Origin of the sequence: Aquabacterium sp. A3, from assembly GCF_038069945.1 — a bacterium.
Lineage (GTDB): Bacteria > Pseudomonadota > Gammaproteobacteria > Burkholderiales > Burkholderiaceae_C > Aquabacterium.
Genome location: NZ_JBBPEV010000005.1, coordinates 203314 through 219640, shown reverse-complemented (window position 1 = coordinate 219640; position 16327 = coordinate 203314). Strand labels below are relative to the sequence as shown.

Annotated in this window: 13 protein-coding genes; 8 read left to right on the top strand and 5 right to left on the bottom strand. The window is 66.7% G+C overall.

What is annotated here, in order from left to right; translation table 11 throughout:
• Positions 1-19: 19 nt before the first annotated feature.
• Positions 20-862, top strand: a complete 843-nt coding sequence (locus tag WNB94_RS15565) for an AAA family ATPase (protein ID WP_341391290.1) — start codon at positions 20-22, stop codon at positions 860-862.
• A 27-nt stretch (positions 863-889) separates the two neighbouring features.
• Here WNB94_RS15565 and WNB94_RS15560 read toward each other — a convergent pair whose 3' ends face one another.
• Positions 890-2068 (bottom strand): GGDEF domain-containing protein, encoded by a 1179-nt coding sequence (locus tag WNB94_RS15560; RefSeq protein WP_341391289.1) that lies wholly within the window; start codon positions 2066-2068, stop codon positions 890-892.
• A gap of 90 nt (positions 2069-2158) precedes the next feature.
• Between WNB94_RS15560 and WNB94_RS15555 the strand changes: the two genes are divergently transcribed.
• From WNB94_RS15555 to WNB94_RS15545, 3 genes are all read left to right on the top strand, one after another.
• Positions 2159-3331, top strand: a complete 1173-nt coding sequence (locus WNB94_RS15555) for a vWA domain-containing protein (protein WP_341391288.1) — start codon at positions 2159-2161, stop codon at positions 3329-3331.
• A gap of 109 nt (positions 3332-3440) precedes the next feature.
• Entirely contained in the window at positions 3441-5249 is a 1809-nt protein-coding gene (locus WNB94_RS15550; protein WP_341391287.1) for an autotransporter assembly complex protein TamA, read from the top strand.
• Complete coding sequence (locus WNB94_RS15545; RefSeq protein WP_341391286.1) at positions 5246-9517, top strand: translocation/assembly module TamB domain-containing protein; 4272 nt, start codon at positions 5246-5248, stop codon at positions 9515-9517. The genes WNB94_RS15550 and WNB94_RS15545 overlap by 4 nt, the downstream gene beginning before the upstream one ends.
• An 11-nt stretch (positions 9518-9528) precedes the next feature.
• Here WNB94_RS15545 and WNB94_RS15540 read toward each other — a convergent pair whose 3' ends face one another.
• On the bottom strand, positions 9529-10890 hold the full coding sequence (locus WNB94_RS15540; protein ID WP_341391285.1) for a DUF3422 family protein: 1362 nt from the start codon (positions 10888-10890) through the stop codon (positions 9529-9531).
• Between the two features lie 109 nt (positions 10891-10999).
• Here WNB94_RS15540 and WNB94_RS15535 point away from each other — a divergent pair, with 109 nt between their 5' ends.
• Positions 11000-11473: a rhodanese-like domain-containing protein gene (locus tag WNB94_RS15535; protein WP_341391284.1), complete on the top strand. Its 474-nt coding sequence runs from the start codon at positions 11000-11002 to the stop codon at positions 11471-11473.
• Positions 11474-11485: 12 nt separating this feature from the next.
• Here WNB94_RS15535 and WNB94_RS15530 read toward each other — a convergent pair whose 3' ends face one another.
• Positions 11486-12379 (bottom strand): MBL fold metallo-hydrolase, encoded by an 894-nt coding sequence (locus tag WNB94_RS15530; RefSeq protein WP_341391283.1) that lies wholly within the window; start codon positions 12377-12379, stop codon positions 11486-11488.
• An 87-nt stretch (positions 12380-12466) separates the two neighbouring features.
• Here WNB94_RS15530 and WNB94_RS15525 point away from each other — a divergent pair, with 87 nt between their 5' ends.
• From WNB94_RS15525 to WNB94_RS15515, 3 genes are read left to right on the top strand one after another with little or no spacing between them, the layout of a single operon-like run.
• Positions 12467-12853, top strand: coding sequence for a metalloregulator ArsR/SmtB family transcription factor (locus WNB94_RS15525; RefSeq protein ID WP_341391282.1), 387 nt, complete (start codon positions 12467-12469; stop codon positions 12851-12853).
• Positions 12850-14634 (top strand): SulP family inorganic anion transporter, encoded by a 1785-nt coding sequence (locus tag WNB94_RS15520; protein ID WP_341391281.1) that lies wholly within the window; start codon positions 12850-12852, stop codon positions 14632-14634. The genes WNB94_RS15525 and WNB94_RS15520 overlap by 4 nt, the downstream gene beginning before the upstream one ends.
• An 18-nt stretch (positions 14635-14652) precedes the next feature.
• Positions 14653-14841 carry a YgaP family membrane protein gene (locus tag WNB94_RS15515; protein WP_341391280.1) on the top strand — a complete coding sequence of 63 codons (189 nt, stop codon included), beginning with the start codon at positions 14653-14655 and terminating at the stop codon, positions 14839-14841.
• A gap of 23 nt (positions 14842-14864) precedes the next feature.
• Here the strand turns inward: WNB94_RS15515 and WNB94_RS15510 are convergent, their stop codons facing one another.
• Both WNB94_RS15510 and WNB94_RS15505 read right to left on the bottom strand, forming a co-directional pair.
• A complete protein-coding gene (locus tag WNB94_RS15510; protein ID WP_341391279.1) occupies positions 14865-15158 on the bottom strand; it encodes a metal-sensing transcriptional repressor in 294 nt (97 codons plus the stop codon).
• Positions 15159-15234: 76 nt separating this feature from the next.
• The gene (locus WNB94_RS15505; protein ID WP_341391278.1) at positions 15235-16320 is read right to left on the bottom strand and encodes an SLAC1 family transporter; all 1086 of its coding nucleotides are present in this window, start codon (positions 16318-16320) and stop codon (positions 15235-15237) included.
• Positions 16321-16327: the final 7 nt, after the last annotated feature.

Here is a 16327-nt window from a genome sequence, read left to right as displayed (position 1 = left end):
AACCCGGTTGAGACAGCGCATGAAATTCCAAGGCACCGACCAATACGTGGCCACTGACGACCTGAAACTGGCCGTCAATGCCGCGCTGAAACTGCAGCGCCCCCTGCTGGTCAAGGGCGAACCCGGCACCGGCAAGACGATGCTGGCCGAAGAAGTCTCGGCCGCGCTGGGCATGCCGCTGTTGCAATGGCACATCAAATCGACCACAAAAGCGCAACAGGGGCTCTATGAATACGACGCGGTCAGCCGCCTGCGCGACAGCCAACTGGGCGAAGAAAAGGTCAAGGACATCCACAACTACATCGTCAAAGGGGTGTTGTGGCAAGCGTTCGAGGCCGACCAGCCGGTGGCCTTGCTGATCGATGAGATCGACAAGGCCGACATCGAGTTTCCGAACGACCTGCTGCGCGAAATCGATCGCATGGAGTTCTATGTGTACGAGACACGGCAGACCATCAAGGCCGTGCACCGTCCGCTGGTGATCATCACGTCCAACAACGAAAAAGACCTGCCCGACGCTTTCTTGCGCCGCTGTTTCTTTCACTACATCCGCTTCCCGGACGCGACCACGATGGAAAAGATCGTGGAAGTGCACTTCCCCCACATCAAACGTGATCTGCTGTCGGCGGCCCTGCGTCAGTTCTACGAGGTGCGCAACCTGCCGGGCCTGAAGAAAAAGCCCAGCACGTCCGAGCTGATTGACTGGCTCAAGCTGCTGGTGGCCGAAGACATCCCGCCCGAGGTGCTCCAGAGCCAGGATCAAAAGGCCGCTGTGCCGCCGCTGGTCGGGGCGCTGCTCAAGAATGAGCAGGACCTGAGCCTGTTCGAGAAGCTGGTGTTCATGGCCCGCAACAACCGCTGAGCGCAGCCGCGCGGATTGGTGGTGTCGTCAGGCCACCAGTCGACGCTGGGCGGTCACGACGCGGTTGCGGCCTTGGGCCTTGGCGCGGTACAGCGCCTCGTCGGCGCGTCGCAAGACGTGGTGCAGGGCTTCGTTCGGGTCGTTGGTGGCCGCCACGCCCACGCTCACCGTCACGCTCACCGATTCGTCCGACCAGGGCACCACCGTGGCCAGCACGGCTTCCCTGAAGCGCTCGGCCGCCAGCCGGGCGCCTTCGCCGTCGGTGCGGGGCAAGAGCACACAAAACTCCTCGCCGCCAAAACGCGCCACATGGTCCACCTCTCGCGCCTGGCTTTGCAGCACCGATGCCACGGCGCTGAGCACCAGGTCGCCAGCGGCATGGCCCAGCCGGTCGTTGACCCGCTTGAAGTGGTCCACGTCGATCAGCACCAGGGCGAATGGGTCGCCAAATCGGTGCAGGTGTTGCGCCTCTTTGTCCATGAGGGTTTCAATGGCGCGGCGGTTGAGCAATCCGGTCAATGCGTCGTGCTGAGACAGGTACTCCAGTCGGCGTACCAGGCGCATGACCACCACGTAGCCCAGCACAAAGCTGCCGGCGATCGACAGCCCCACGCTCGTGAAGACCACCCAGAAGCGCATGACATCCGGGTTCATGACCGCGTGCCATGCGTCAGGCGTCCATCCCTGGGACACCAGCGCGATGGCCACGAACATCAACACGGCCAGCACATGCACGGTGGTGGAGACCCAGGCCGTCGAGGCATCGAACTCGGCGCTCAATGCCGGGTGGGTCTGATGTGCGCTGATCAGCAAGACGGCCGCCGAGATGGCCACCGCGGTCAGCGACCCCGCGGTATCCCAGGCCATGGGCCAGCACAGGCCCAGCGTGAACAGGGTGAGCATGCCCAGGCTGGCGGCCTGCAGTGCATCGCGGGTGGGCAGGCGCAAAAAGGCCTGCAGACCACGGCGGAAACCAAAGGCGCCCCAGGCTGCCAGGGTGGCCGACAGCAGGTTGCGACCCACGTTGGCGTCATGTTGATTCTGGACCAGCAGCAACAGCGCCATGCCGTTGGCCAGGCTGGCGCCCATCCAGTGGCGCGCCGCGCGCCGTGACAGACCCATCACCCCACCCCCGATCAGCCAGGTCAGGGTGGTGAGGGTGTGGGTCAGGAGGATGAATGCGATCAGTTGGTGGTGAGAAGCCATCACTCAAAGGCTGTGCACGTGGGGCAATGACCCGACGCGCACGTCAGGCCCATTCCAGGGCCACAATAGGGGCAACAAGGCGAGACACCCATGCTCATTGATTTCTTCTTTGCGCTGCGATCGGCCCGGCTGCCGGTGACGATTCCCGAATACCTCACCCTGCTCGAAGCGATGCGGGAGGGGGTCATCGAGCCCTCGGTGGACGACTTCTACCATCTGGCCAAACTCACGCTGGTCAAGAATGAAACACATTTTGACAAGTTTGATCGCGCCTTTTCAGCTTACTTCAAGGGGGTCAGCGAAGCCGTCGATCTGACCAAGGGTATTCCCTTGGAGTGGCTGCGCAAACACCTTGAAAAAGAGCTGAGCCCCGAAGAAAAGGCCCAGATCGAAGCCATGGGTTGGGACAAGCTCATGGACCGCTTCAAGCAGCTCATGGAAGAGCAAAAAGAACGGCACGAAGGCGGCAACAAGTGGATCGGCACGGGCGGCACCTCGCCGTTCGGCGCCAATGGCTACAACCCGGAGGGGTACCGCATTGGCCAGGAGCGCTCACGCCATCGCAAAGCGGTCAAGGTGTGGGACAAGCGCGAGTTTGCCGACTACGACGACAGCATCGAACTGGGCACGCGCAACATCAAGGTGGCGTTGCGCCGCCTGCGCAAGTTTGCGCGCACGGGGGCGGCCGAAGAGCTGGACCTGGACCACACCATCCACGCCACGGCGGCCAACGCCGGCATGCTGGACATCAAGATGGTGCCGGAGCGCCACAATGCCGTGAAGGTGCTGCTGCTGATGGACGTGGGCGGCACCATGGACGACCACATCCATCGCGTGGAAGAGTTGTTCTCGGCGGCCAAGTCCGAGTTCAAGCACCTGGAGTTTTATTACTTCCACAACTGCGTTTATGACTTCATGTGGCGCAACAACCATCGGCGCTACACCGAGAAGATTCCCACCTGGGACATCATCCGCAAGTACAACAAGGACTACAAGCTGATCTTCGTGGGCGACGCCACGATGAGCCCCTACGAGATCCTGGAGCCCAGCGGCAGCGTCGAGTACAACAACGACGAGCCTGGCGCCGAATGGATCCAGCGCCTGACGCATGCCTTTCCCAGCCATGCGTGGATCAACCCCGAGCCGCCCGGGGTGTGGCCGTATCGCCAAAGCATCGACATCATTCACCGGCTGGTGGGTGGGCGCATGTATCCCATGAGTTTGCAGGGGCTGGAAGCGGCCATGCGTTTGCTGACCAAGTGACGAGTTCATGAGCCTGGGCCTGGGAGTGCGGCAGCGGTTGGTCAGGGGCTTGGCCGCCCTGGCCCATGGGGGTGTTGTCGCTGGGTTGGGCTGGTGGTCGGGGGTCTGCATGGCGCAGACCGTTGAGCCCAGCGTGTCCCCGGCGGAGCAGCCCGCTCCCCGCTGGCGTGTGCCGGCGCGCTGGACGCTCGACATCCAGGCGCCGGACGAACTGGCCCGCCTGCTGAGGTCGTACCTGGACGTGGCTCGTTTTCAGAACGAGACCGTCGATGGTGAGCCCGTGCGGGTGACCCGCTCCGAGCTCAGGCGCCTGGTGGCTGCCGTGCCGGATCAGGCGCGCGCCTTGCTGGAAGCCGAAGGCTACTTTGCTGCGCGCGTGGATGTGGCCGTTCAGGAGCCTGCCAACCAGGCCAGCGAGGCACCTCAGCGGGTGTCGATCAGGGTCGAGCCCGGGCCCCGATCCCGCATCCGTGACACCCGGTTCCTGTTTGAAGGCGATCTGGATCAGCTGCTACAGGACGAGGACCCGCAGGCGCAGGCCTTGCAGGAGCGCCTGCGTGCGGGATGGGGCCTGCAAGATGGTGAGCTGTTCACCCAGGGCGCCTGGTCATCGTCCAAAAACGCGGCCTTGGCGCAGATGCGTGCCCAGGGGTTTCCGCTGGCCAGCTGGAGCGGTACCTCGGCCACCGTCGATGCCAGCACCCACCAGGCGCGGCTGTTCCTGGTGGCCGATTCCGGCCCGCTGTTTCATTTTGGCGATGTGCAGGTGACCGGGCTGGCTTACCACCCCCTGTCGTCGGTGCTGAACGTGGCGCCCTTCGAGCCGGGCGCACGCTACCAGGAGTCGATGCTGCTGGATTGGCAAGAGCGACTCCAGAAGCTCAACCTGTTTGAAAACGTGTTCGTGTCGGCCGATCCGGATCCGGCCCAGCCGGGCCAGGCGCCCGTGCGCATCAGCTTGCGCGAGTTGCCCTTGCAGACGGCCACCACCGGGGTCGGTGTCAGCAGCGACACGGGGCCTCGCATCACGCTGGAACATCTGCACCGCAACCCGTTTCGCAGCAACTGGCTGTCTCGCAGCAAGGTGCAGTGGGGCACCAAGGAATCGCTGCTGCAGCTGGACCTGACCTCCCACCCCTGGCCGGGCCGCCGGCGTGGCCTCGCCTCGGCCGAGTGGTCGCGCACGATCGATTCGTTCGACTCCGAAACCCTCAGCCGTCGTGTGCGGGTGGGCCGCCTGCATGAGGGTGAACGGCTGGAGCGCACGAACTACGTCGAGTGGCAAAGCACGGCGGTGCGTGATCAGGGCGATGTCTTGCTGTCGGACGCCAGTGCATTGAGCCTGACCACGCAGTGGATCTTGCGCGAGGTTGACAACCAGGTGCTGCCCTTGAAGGGCTACACCGTGCTGGCGCAGGCGTCGGGTGGGCGCACCTTTTCTGCGCTGAATCAGGTGGGGTGGTTTGGCCGACTGTATGGCCGGGTGAACGCCTACCTGCCCCTGGGAGGGCAGTGGCACCTGACCGCGCGCGGTGAACTGGGTGACGTGCTGGCGGCCGACGATGTGAGCGTGCCCGACACGCTGTTGTTCAGGGCCGGTGGCGACGAGTCGGTGCGTGGTTACGCCTACCGGTCGCTGGGCATCACGCGCAATGGGGTGGTGATCGGGGGGCGCACCTTGTACACCGCCAGTGTCGAGGTGGCGCATCCCCTGCCAGGATTGCCGCCGGCGGTCTGGGGGGCCTTGTTTGCCGATGTCGGCGACGCCGCTGATCGGTTTCAGGACCTGAGTGCCAACACGGGCTACGGCCTGGGCGTGCGCTGGCGCAGCCCGGTGGGGCCCTTGCGGCTGGATGTGGCCTATGGCAATCGGGTGGCGTCCTGGCGGCTGCACTTCAGCGTGGGGATCAGCCTGTGACGGCGCCTGCGGCCCCCAAGACCCGCTGGTGGGTGACCACCGCCGGCCTGCTGCCTTTGTTGTTGGTCGTGATGCTGGTGGCGGCGGCCTGGGTCGGGCTGCGGCAACCCTGGGCCTCGGCGCAGTTGCTCAAGCGCCTGCCCGGGGTGGAGGTGTCGCTGCCTGAGGGCGCCTTGTGGGGCGACTTCAAGGCCGCGCGGGTCACCGTGCAGTTGCCGCGCGGCGGGCAAGTGGTGCTGGAGCAGTTGGTTTGGCAGGGCTTGCGCCTGGCCTGGGACGAGACGGCCCCGTGGGGCGTCGCGGTCGAAGCCGACCGCCTGGCGGTGCAGCGCCTGACCCTGGATTGGGTGCCAGACCCTGCTGCACCAGCGAGTGCGCCATTGCAGGCCCCGACCACCCTGGCCTTGCCGGTGTCGGTGCGGCTGGGGGCGCTGTCTGTGGTCGAGGCGCACAGCACCCTGTGGGGGCCAGAGCCTTTGCGTGATGTGCGTCTGAGCCTGCAGGCGATGGTGCCGAGTGGGTCTTCTGGCGCCTCGGGCACCCCTGAGCCCGCCGGGGTCACGCATCGCCTGGTTCTGGACCGACTGGATGTGCAGGGTTGGCGGCTGCAAGGGCAGGCCACGGTGGGGGCGGCATCGCCCCTGCCGGTGGCGCTCAAGCTCAACGTCAGCCAGGTGATTCCCACGCCGGGGCAGCCCGGGCTGGCGTTGAACATCACAGGCCCGCTGGCCGATTTGCAGGCGCAGGCCACGGCCCGCTGGGCCGTGGAAGGTGAGCAGTCGCCGTCCACGCTGAATGCGCGTGCACAGCTCTTGCCGTTTGCACCCTGGCCGCTGGTGTCGGCACAGGCCGAGCTGGACGCGGTCAACCCGGCAGGATTGGCCGCAGCAGCCCGACGCGATGCGGCCGGCTGGCCGCTGGCCAGACTGTCTGGGCGCGTGTCATTGCAGGCCGATGCCCAGGGCCCGGGCACCCTGACCCTGGCCTTGCGCAACGCGCCAGCGGGCGCCTGGGATGCGCAACGCCTGCCCCTGCAGGCCCTCTCGGGCGAGGTGTCGTGGCAACAACGGCCGGGCCAGGTGCCTTGGCGCACCTGGGTGCTGGACACCGCGGTGGACCTGGAGCTGACGGTGCCCGGCTGGCGTCCATCGTCTGAGCGATCCGGCGAGCCGCCAGGCGTCATCCGCCTGCAAGGGCGTCCCCAGGATGCCGACGGTCTGGTGCTGAGCTGGGATGGCTTCAACCCACGTGGTGTGCACACCTCGGCGCCGGATGTGCGCAGCCAGGCCCGTCTGGCCTTGCGCCCGCGGCTGACCAAGCCCGAGGGGCTGGCCGTGCGAGGCGAGGTTCAAGGGGTGCATGGGCGCGGTGCGGCGGCCCGACCGGTGTCGCTGTCGCTGGAGGCGTCGTATGCGGTCACGGCCGCAGGTCAGTTGCTGGAGGTGACTCGCCTGAGCACCCGCACCGGGCAAGGCTCGGGCGAGTTTCGAGACGTCCGCGTGACCCTGGCCGAGGGGCAGCCCTGGAAAGCCTCAGGGCAGGTGGTGCTTCAGGCGCTGGACCCTTCCGTCTGGCTGCCCTGGCCGATGGCGGCCCGGGGGCGGCACGCGCTGACGGGGAACGCGTCGTTCGATCTGGACGCCCAATGGCGCGGCCAGGCCAGCTTGCGCATGGAGCGCAGCCTGCTGGCCGACGTGCCGCTGCAAGCCACGGTGGACTGGCGTTCTGACGCGTCCTCGGTGATGAGCCTGAGCGCACAGGCCGATCTGGGCGGCAACCGGCTGGACGTGGAGGGCCGCGTGCCTTTGGTCACCAACGCGCAGGGCGCGGCGACCCTGGGCACGCGATGGACACTCAAGGCGAAATGGCAGATGGATGCGCTGGAGGCCTTGCAGCCTTGGGCCGTGCTGGCGGGGGCCGAGCAGTTGAGCGGTCGTACCCAGGGCAACATCGCATTGAGCGGGCAGTGGCCGCAGTGGGTCACGTCCGGGCAAGCGTCGGTGCAGGCGCTGCTGTGGCGCGACCCGCAGGCCACCACCGTCAGCGTGCCGCAGGCCGAAGCCCGGTGGGATTGGCAAGGCCATGAGGCCACCTCACCGGTCGAAGTGCAGGTGCAGGCCCGTGGTCTGAGCCTTCAGCGCGCGGGGCTGGGCGACCTGAAGGTGCCAGAGCTGGACGTGTCTGCACAAGGCGAGGTGGGGCAGCACCGCGCTCGCTGGCAGGTGAGGGCTGAGCTGCCGTCCGAGCGCACCTGGAGCCTGTCCGGGGGAGTGCAAGGTGGCTTTGAGGGGCTGGCCAGCGCGCAGCCCGCCTGGCGCGGTGCACTGCAGCAGGTGCGTGTGCTGGAAAGCTGGATGGCTCGTCGCGCAGGTCGATCCGCCGAGACTCAGCAACGGTCATGGTTGGTGGTTGACGACCTGCCCTGGCGTTGGCAACGCACGGCCCAGCATGACCGCATCGAGGTGTCGGCCTCCGACTTGAACACGGCGGGGCTGACCTGGCGTGTGCAACAGGCGCGCTGGCAGCGGCCTCGTGGCGCACTGCAGGCCGCCGATGGGGTGCCCGTCGATGCCCTGACCCTGCAAGCCCAGTTGATGCCTTGGCGCGTGGCGCCCTGGTTGCAGCAGCTCCAGCCGCAGGTGGGCTGGGCAGGCGATCTGGAGCTGGAAGGCGGCGTGTCCATCGTCCACACGCCAGAGCAGCCCTGGCAGGTGCAGGCCCACCTGCAACGTCGCGAGGGTGACCTTCAGATCATTGAGCAAGCCATCCAGGGTGGTCAGGCACAGCGGCTGGGCATTCGGGATGCCCGCATCGAGTTGTCTGCCCGACAGGGCGTGTGGACGCTGACCCAGCGCTTCAATGGCCGCGTCCTGGGCGATGTGCAGGCCCGTCAGCAGCTCACGGCGCGGCCTGCGCACCGTTTGCCCGATGTGCACAGCCCCCTGTCGGGTGAGCTGGCGTTCAACGCCCCTTCATTGCGACCCTGGGGCAACTGGCTGCCGGCTGGCTGGCGCCTGGGCGGCAAGCTTCAGGCCTGGGCGGCCCTCGGCGGCAGCCTGGCCGAGCCCAGGCTGACCGGCGGCGTTCGTGGCGAAGAACTGTCGGCCAGCCAGTTGCTCACGGGCGTCTCGCTCAGTGATGGCCGTCTGTCCATGGTGCTGGATGGCAGTCAGGTGCGTCTGGATGAGCTCATGTTCGCTGACGGGCAGGGTGGGCAGTTGCGGCTGTCGGGTCTGGCCGAACTGGGGGAACAACCCCAGGCCACGCTCGACGCGCAGTTGCAGCGCTTCACCGCCTTGCAACGCATCGACCGGCGCCTGCGCCTGTCCGGTGGCGTGCAAGCTCGGTTGCAGGGCGACGATGTGACGGCCACGGGTCAGCTCAAGGTGGACGAGGGTCTGTTTGACATCAGCCGTTCTGATGCGCCCACGATCGGTGACGACGTCCGGGTGGTCAACCGGCCGGGCGAGTCTGACGACACCGCAGAGGCCTCGGGCGATGGCGCCACCGAACGCCGCTCCGACATCCAGATCGGCATCGACCTGGGGCAGCGGCTGCGCATCCGCGGTCGCGGCCTGGAGGCCACCCTGCAAGGCGCTTTGCAGCTCACCACCCCCAACAACCGCCCCAGCCTCACCGGCACCGTGACGGTCAAAGACGGTGTCTACGCGGCCTATGGGCAGCGCCTGGTCATTGACCGAGGCGGCATCACCTTCACCGGCCCGATCGAGAACCCTCGTCTGGACTTGCGGGCCATGCGCGCCCAGTCGCCGGCGGCACGGGCTGACGATGTCAAGGTCGGGGTCACGATCACGGGCACAGCCCAGGACCCGCGCATCCGGCTGTACTCGGAGCCCTCGATGTCAGAGACCGAGAAGCTGTCGTGGCTGCTGCTGGGGCGCGCGCCCTCCGGCCTGGACGGCGCCGACATCGGTCTGTTGCAGACCGCGGCGGTGGCCTTGTTGTCGGGTGAAAGCGGCGGCCCCAGCGAGTCCCTAGTGCAGCGCCTGGGCCTGGATGAGTTGTCGGTGCGCCAGACCGACGGCACCGTGCGTGAAACGGTGGTCAACCTTGGCAAACAGCTCTCGGAGCGCTGGTACCTGGGTTACGAGCGCAACCTCAACGCCACCACCGGCAACTGGCAACTGATTTACCGGGCGGCGCAGCGCTTCACCTTGCGCGCTCAGGCGGGCGATGACAACGCACTGGACCTGATCTGGCAGTTCCGGTGGAACGGACGTGCCAAGCCGCAGACCGCGGCACCCTGATCACACCGTGATCAATCGTGCAGGCGTTTGCGGATTTGCCGGGTGGCCCACCAGATGGTCAGCACCACCACCGGTGTCAGTGCGCCGGCCAACATCTCGGGGTGCACACCGATGCCTGCGGCCTTGGCGGCCTTGCCGGCGTACAGGATCAGGCTGATCACGTAATAAGAGATGGCCGCGATGGACAGGCCCTCCACCGTGCTTTGAAGGCGCAGTTGCAGCTCTTGCCCTTTGGTGAGCTTTTCCAGCAGTTGCTGGTTTTGTGCTTCGGCCGCGATGTCCACCCTGGTGCGCAGCAAGGCGCTGGTGCGCTCGATGCGCTGTGACAGGGCGTTGAGCCGCTGCGCCGTGGCCTGTACCGTGTTGATGGCCGGGGCCAGCCGGCGCTGCAAAAACTCGCCCAGCATCTGCGTGCCCGGGATGGGCGCCTCCCGCATCTCTTCGATGCGCTGTTCAACCAGCCGGTGGTAAGCCAGGGTGGCCGAGAATCGGTACATGTGGCTGGCGGTGGCCCGCTCAATGCGTGCAGCCAGCGCGATCAGCGTGTCCAGCAGGGCTTGATCAGAGGTGTCGGCTTGCTCCATGCGCGCGGTGATGTCGGCCAGCTGGCTTTCGGCCTCGCTCAGCATCGGGGCCAGTTCCTTGGCCACGGGCAGACCGCGCAGGGCCATCAGCCGGTAGGTTTCCACTTCCAGCAGGCGTTGCGACAGCCGCCCCGCCCGCAACTCCGAGGTGTTGGGCGGCGAGATCACCAGCAGGCGCTCAAACCCGCTGTCACGCAGGCGGAAGTTGCTCATGGCACATGAGCGGCGCACCCCCAGCAGCGACGCCAGGGGCTCGCGGCTGTCCAGCCAGGGCTCGGCGGTGCGCCGCATGGCGGTGGGGTCATCCACATCGCCATGCACCATGGCCATCATGATGGCCGTCACCGTTTTGCCCGGGATGGCCGCCCACCACGAAGGCGGGATCACCAGCGATTGCAGCAAGGCGGCTTCATCGCCGCCGTTCAGCGCGTCATCGGGCAGTTTCTGCACCAGAGAGTACCGAGAGAACTCGGTGTGCCGCTCCCACTTCAAGGTGTAGTTGTCAAACCGCAGCCGCAAAAAATTGCCGGCCAGGGCCTGCACCGGCAGGTCGTCCTGGCCCGACAGGGCCCGCAGGTGCGCGCATTCCTGTTCTCGGGTGACGCCTTCGTTGAGCACCGCCACATAAACCACCAGCGCGGGCAGACGGATGCGGGCTGGCGGGCGTGCGTGCACCTCGTTGTGCAACACCTCGCGCGACTCGTCGCTGGGTGGCAAGGCCTGCACCGGAAAGGGATGCCGGGGTGCCTGCCGCGTGGGGTAGGGGGCCGTGTCGATGTGATGAGGCATGGGCAGATTGTCCCTCAGTCACTCAGGGACACCGCTTGGCGGCAACTTGCATACCCCTTATCGTATGCCAGACTGTCGCCCGTGTTGTGCCCCATGCTGAGGAGTGCCCATGTCTGAAGGTCCAAGGTTCACCAACCCGTCCGTGCAAGCCGTGCCAGACCCATCGCGTCGCCGTCGCCTGGCGGGTGGGCTGGCCCTGTTGCTGGGGGGCGCCATGGTGGCGATGCAATGGGCACGGCAGGCCCACGCGACATCGACGCCCGGTGAAAGCGTCACCTTGGCGCAGGCCCGCCAGGCCCATGAGCGCGGGCAGGCCGTACTCATCGACATTCGTGAGCCCCATGAGCATGCCGCCGGCATTGCCGCTGGCGTGCGCTTGCTGCCCACCAGCCAGTGGCGCGAGCGCTGGCACGAGATCCCGACCGATCCTGCCAAACCCGTGTACCTGATCTGTGCCACCCAGAATCGCTCGCGTGCGGCGTGGCGGCGGTTGCAGTCGCAGCCAGGCTACGAGCACGTGCGCTATGTGGTGGGCGGCATGAGCGGCTGGAAGGCCCAAGGCTGGCCCACGACGGCGCCTTGATCAGACGAAGGATCACAAGGCATTGAGCGGGATCTTCAGGTAGCGGGTGCCGTTGTCTTCGGGCGGCGGCAACTGGCCCGCGCGGATGTTCACCTGCACCGAAGGCAGGATCAGTCGGGGCATGCCCAGCGTGGCATCCCGGGACTGCCGCATCTGCACGAATTCGGTCTCGCTGATGCCATGGCGGACATGGATGTTGTGTGCACGTTGTTCGCCCACCGTCGTGACCGACTGGGGCGTGACGCGGTGGGCCGGGGGGTAGTCATGGCACAGGTACAGGCGCGTGTTGTCAGGCAAGGCCAACAAGCGCCGAACCGACTGGTAGAGCTGGTGCGCGTCGCCACCGGGAAAGTCACAACGGGCCGTGCCCACATCCGGCGGAAAGATCGTGTCGCCCACGAACACGGCCGAGCCCACCACATAGGCCATGTCTGCCGGGGTGTGGCCGGGCACATGCCAGGCTTGCGCCGTCAGGTCTCCGATCTGGAAGGTGTCGCCGTCGGCGAACAGGTGATCAAACTGTGTGCCGTTCGTGGCGAAGTCGGGCTCCAGGTGAAACAGGGCCTTGAATGTGCGTTGCACCCGCTGGATGGCCGCGCCAATGGCCACGCGTCCTCCCAGCGTTTGCTTCAGGTAGGGCGCGGCCGACAGGTGATCCGCGTGGGCATGGGTTTCCAGAATCCATTGCACCGTCAGCCCCTGATCCCGCACGAACGACACCACTTGATCCGCGCTGCGGGTGCTGGTTCGCCCTGAAGCGGCGTCGTAATCCAGCACAGGGTCGACGATCGCGGCGTGTCCGCCAGGACGGTCGTGCACGATGTGGGTGAAGGTGCTGGTGTCGGGGTCAAAGAGGCTGTGCACCAGCGGGTGCTGCGCAGGCGTATGCGAGGAAGGGGTGTTCATGGGGGGCTCCGGGACAACTCACGGCGTGTCATCAGTTGATTGAATAATAGTATATCTATAGATATAATGTTTGGTATGAAACTGTCAATGCCCACACCTGAGCAGGCCGCTGCGGGCGCCGCGCCAGCGCACGGCGAGCCTTGCGGGCGTCCGCCGGCGCCGGTCAACCTGTTGGAATTGCAGGCCTCGGCGGCGCAGGCGTGTGCTTTGTTGAAGGTGATGGCCCATGTGGACAGGCTGGTGCTGATGTGCCGCTTGGCCCAGGGCGAGTTTTGCGTCAGCGAGCTTGAGCGCGACCTGGGCATCCGTCAGCCCACCTTGTCGCAGCAACTGGGGGTGTTGCGGCAAGAGGGGCTGGTGGGCACGCGCCGCGAAGGCAAACATGTGTTCTACCGTCTGGCCAGCGCCGATGCGGCGGCGGTGATGGCGGTGCTGCACAGCCGCGTGTGTGGTGCGACGGAGCACCGCGCGTGACCCCGCACCAGGCACCGTCTCCTTGGGCCATGCCACCGGTGTGGTGGCGCCGATGGCAGCGCAGCGATTTGCCCGGTGACCTGAGCGCCGGTCTGGTGGTGGCCGTGATGCTGGTGCCGCAAAGCCTGGCCTATGCCATGTTGGCAGGCCTGCCGCCCCATGCGGGCTTGTTGGCCAGCATCCTGCCCCTGCTGGCCTACGCCGTGTTTGGTGACAGCAGGACGCTGTCGGTCGGGCCTGCGGCGGTCACGTCCTTGATGGTGGCGCACGCGCTGTCACCGCTGGCCTTGGCGGGCTCGCCGCTGTACGTGTTGCTGTCGGCCTTGCTGGCGGTGGCCAGCGGCGCGCTGATGCTGGTCATGGGCGTGTTGCGCATGGGTTTCTTGTCGCAACTGATGAGCCGGCCTGTGGTGCAGGGCTTCACGGTGGCGTCCGCCCTGTTGATCCTGGCGGGGCAACTGGGGCCGCTGCTGGGCACGCGTGGCTTGGGTCACACCTTGCCGGACATGTGGCAGACGGTGGCCAGCCGTTGGGGCACCGCCGCCGACGTCATGCCCGGTGTGGACGCGATGGTGGGCATGACCTCGCTGCTGGCCTTGTGGGTGGGGCCTCGCTGGCTTGGGCGTGTGCGGCAGGGCGGGCCAGGGCTGCGGGCTTCTTGGCTGCTGGGCCGACTCTGGCCCTTGTTGGTGCTGACCTTGTCGGGCGCGCTGGCGTGGTGGTGGGCCAGCACCAACGGTCCTCAAGTGCAGGTGGTCGGGCCCTTGAGCCTGGGACGGCCCGGCGAGGTCTGGTCCTTGCTGGGGCCTGAGCTGACATGGCGCATGGCCGGTGACCTGGTGCTGCCGGTGTTGCTGGTCAGCCTGGTGGGCTTTGTCAGCAGCATGTCGGTGGCGCAGACGTTTGCGCTCAAGCACGGTGACCGTGTGGACGCCGACCGCGAGTTGCTGGGCCTGGGGCTGGCCAATCTGGGCGGTGGCTTGTTGGGCGGTTTGGCGGTCTCCGGCGGGCTGTCACGCACGGTGGTCAACGAGGCTGCGGGGGCGCGCAGCCCGTTGGCGGGCGTGATCACCGCCGTGTTGCTGGTGCTGCTGATCGCGCTGGTGTTGCCTGCCCTGGCCTGGTTGCCGCGCGCCACGCTGTCGGCCGTGATCATCATGGCCGTGGCCAACCTGGTGACCTGGGCGCCCTGGCGCGCCACCTGGGCCTACGATCGCGCCGATGCAGGGGCCTTCGCCAGCACCTTGCTGGGGGTGCTGCTGCTGGGCTTTGAAGTGGGCTTGCTGGTGGGGCTGGTGTGGTCATTGGGGGCCATGGTCTGGCGACACAGCCAACCCCACGTGGCCGAAGTGGGCCGGGTGCCCGGCACCGAGCATTTCCGCAATGTTGATCGCCATCAGGTCGAGCGCCTGCCCGGCGTGCTCATGGTGCGGGTGGACGAGAGCCTGGAGTTCACCAACATCCAGCGGGTGGAGCAGGGCGTCATGGCCATGTTGGCGCGCCGTCCCGGCACACGAACGCTGGTGCTGCTGATGAGTGCGGTCAATCACGTGGACCACACGGCCTTGCAGGCCCTGATCGAGTGGCAGCAGGGGCTGGCGCAGCAAGGCATCACGCTGTGCTTGACCGACATCAAGGGGCCTGTGGCAGACCGACTGCACGCTACGCCTTGGTGGGAGCACATGCAAGCCCATGTATTCCTGAGCGCCAACCATGCCTGGCAGGCGCTGTCACAGACTTTCATCAACGGGTCGGGTTCGACCCACCACACGCGTTGTTAACACGCACAGGAGAAGCACATGACATCGAACGTTGGCGGCCTGGACCGCATCGCACGCATCACCGCCGGGGTTGTTCTGATCGGCCTGGCCGCCACCGGCACGGTCGGGGTCTGGGGCTGGATCGGCATCGTGCCCCTGGCCACGGGGCTGAGCGGCTGGTGTCCGGCTTACCTGCCGTTTGGCCTGTCTACCTGCAAGACCCGTTGAGCCCACCACCCGCGTGCGGTGCTTCAGCGTATCTTGCCCAGCAGGGTTTCGATTTCCTGCATCATCTGGGCAAGGGCCGGCTCGGCCCCGTCGGGCTCACCCCGACTGAGTTGTTCATGAAGGTGTTGCTCCACGTAACACATCGTCATGCGCACATAGGTGCTGTCCAGGGCCTTGCGCACGGCCGCCATCTGGGTGGCAATGGGCAGGCAACCTTCACCTTCTTCGATCATGCGCTGAATGCCCCGTAACTGCCCTTCAGCACGTTTGAGGCGGTTCAGGATGTCGGTGCGGTGTTTGTCGTTGTCGAATGCCATGGCGTCATCGAAAATGCGGTCCGACGCCTGGGCCAGCGGCGTCGGGCTCAATTGAAGGTGCCCTGAGGCCATTGTCCTACGACTTGGACGATGTCGGGGCCTGTGGTGTTGGGCCCGGCTCTGGTGTCAACAGTTCTTGGCGGCGCAGGCCCTTGATGGTCGCTGACGACAGCCCCGCCAGGACCAGGGTGACGCCCGCCAGCAAGGCCGTGGGCAGCAGTGCTGCGCCGGCCACCCCGGTGCGGCTTGACAGTTCATGGCCCAACATCCAGCTCAGTGAGGCCCAGGCCGCCAGCGGAAAGCTCAGTGCCCAGTGTGACAGGCCAAAAGGCATGGTCTTGAGCTGCGGCAGAAGCTGCATGGTCAGCCACAGCACCAGCACCGTGGCCATCAGCCAGGCCACCCAGGGCCCCACACTGCCCCAGCCCAACTCGGCCATCGACAGACCGATCACGGCCAGTGGCGCCACCTGAATGAAGCGTGCCGGCGCCAGTGGTGCCGGCAAGGGCGGCCCCCGTCGCCGACGTTGCCACAGCAGGGTGGCCCACATCATCCAGAGCACCGTGCCCAGGGCGAACTGCGCCAGGGCCCAGTCGTGATGGCCCAGGCGGATGCCGGCCAGCGGCGTCAGCACATGCCCCACCACGGGAATCAGGTGCACGGGTGTCACGCCGGCCAGTGGCATGCCCTGTCGCCACCACCGATGCAGCACCCAGGCCGACACGGCCAGCTGTGTCACGGCCCCGAGCATCCACAGCCCGTCGGCCAGCCGGGTCAGCGATGAGGCCCAGTGGGCAGACAACACAACGGTTTGCCCATCCACCGTCAGTGCACCTCGGCCCAGCAATGCCGCCAGGGCTTGCAGCCAGGTGGACACCAAAATCATCGACACCGGGATGGCCGCCACAAACGCATGCCGAACAGGGTGGGCCAGATCGGCCCGCCACTGTGCCGGGTGTTTCAAGACGCGCCACAGGCTGATCGCCGCCACAGTGACAAACACCAGCGTGGCCAGCAGCCCCACCACGACCCCGATCCACCACGCCGGCATGCCCATCGTGGGCGCGGCGCGCCACCAGGCCAGGGCCAGACCGATGCCCCCCATCACCGGCGTGAACCAGCCGGGGTGCATGTACGCCAGGGAAAAGTTGCTGGAAGCCACGGGTGAC

Bases quoted from the DNA above. Each gene is read 5' to 3' on its own strand.
- WNB94_RS15540 (WP_341391285.1), bottom strand. From the start codon at position 10,890: ATGCCTCATCACATCGACACGGCCCCCTACCCCACGCGGCAGGCACCC.
- WNB94_RS15565 (WP_341391290.1), top strand. From the start codon at position 20: ATGAAATTCCAAGGCACCGACCAATACGTGGCCACTGACGACCTGAAA.
- WNB94_RS15535 (WP_341391284.1), top strand. From the start codon at position 11,000: ATGTCTGAAGGTCCAAGGTTCACCAACCCGTCCGTGCAAGCCGTGCCA.
- WNB94_RS15510 (WP_341391279.1), bottom strand. From the start codon at position 15,158: ATGGCATTCGACAACGACAAACACCGCACCGACATCCTGAACCGCCTC.
- WNB94_RS15560 (WP_341391289.1), bottom strand. From the start codon at position 2,068: ATGGCTTCTCACCACCAACTGATCGCATTCATCCTCCTGACCCACACC.
- WNB94_RS15555 (WP_341391288.1), top strand. From the start codon at position 2,159: ATGCTCATTGATTTCTTCTTTGCGCTGCGATCGGCCCGGCTGCCGGTG.
- WNB94_RS15530 (WP_341391283.1), bottom strand. From the start codon at position 12,379: ATGAACACCCCTTCCTCGCATACGCCTGCGCAGCACCCGCTGGTGCAC.
- WNB94_RS15550 (WP_341391287.1), top strand. From the start codon at position 3,441: ATGGCGCAGACCGTTGAGCCCAGCGTGTCCCCGGCGGAGCAGCCCGCT.
- WNB94_RS15515 (WP_341391280.1), top strand. From the start codon at position 14,653: ATGACATCGAACGTTGGCGGCCTGGACCGCATCGCACGCATCACCGCC.
- WNB94_RS15525 (WP_341391282.1), top strand. From the start codon at position 12,467: ATGCCCACACCTGAGCAGGCCGCTGCGGGCGCCGCGCCAGCGCACGGC.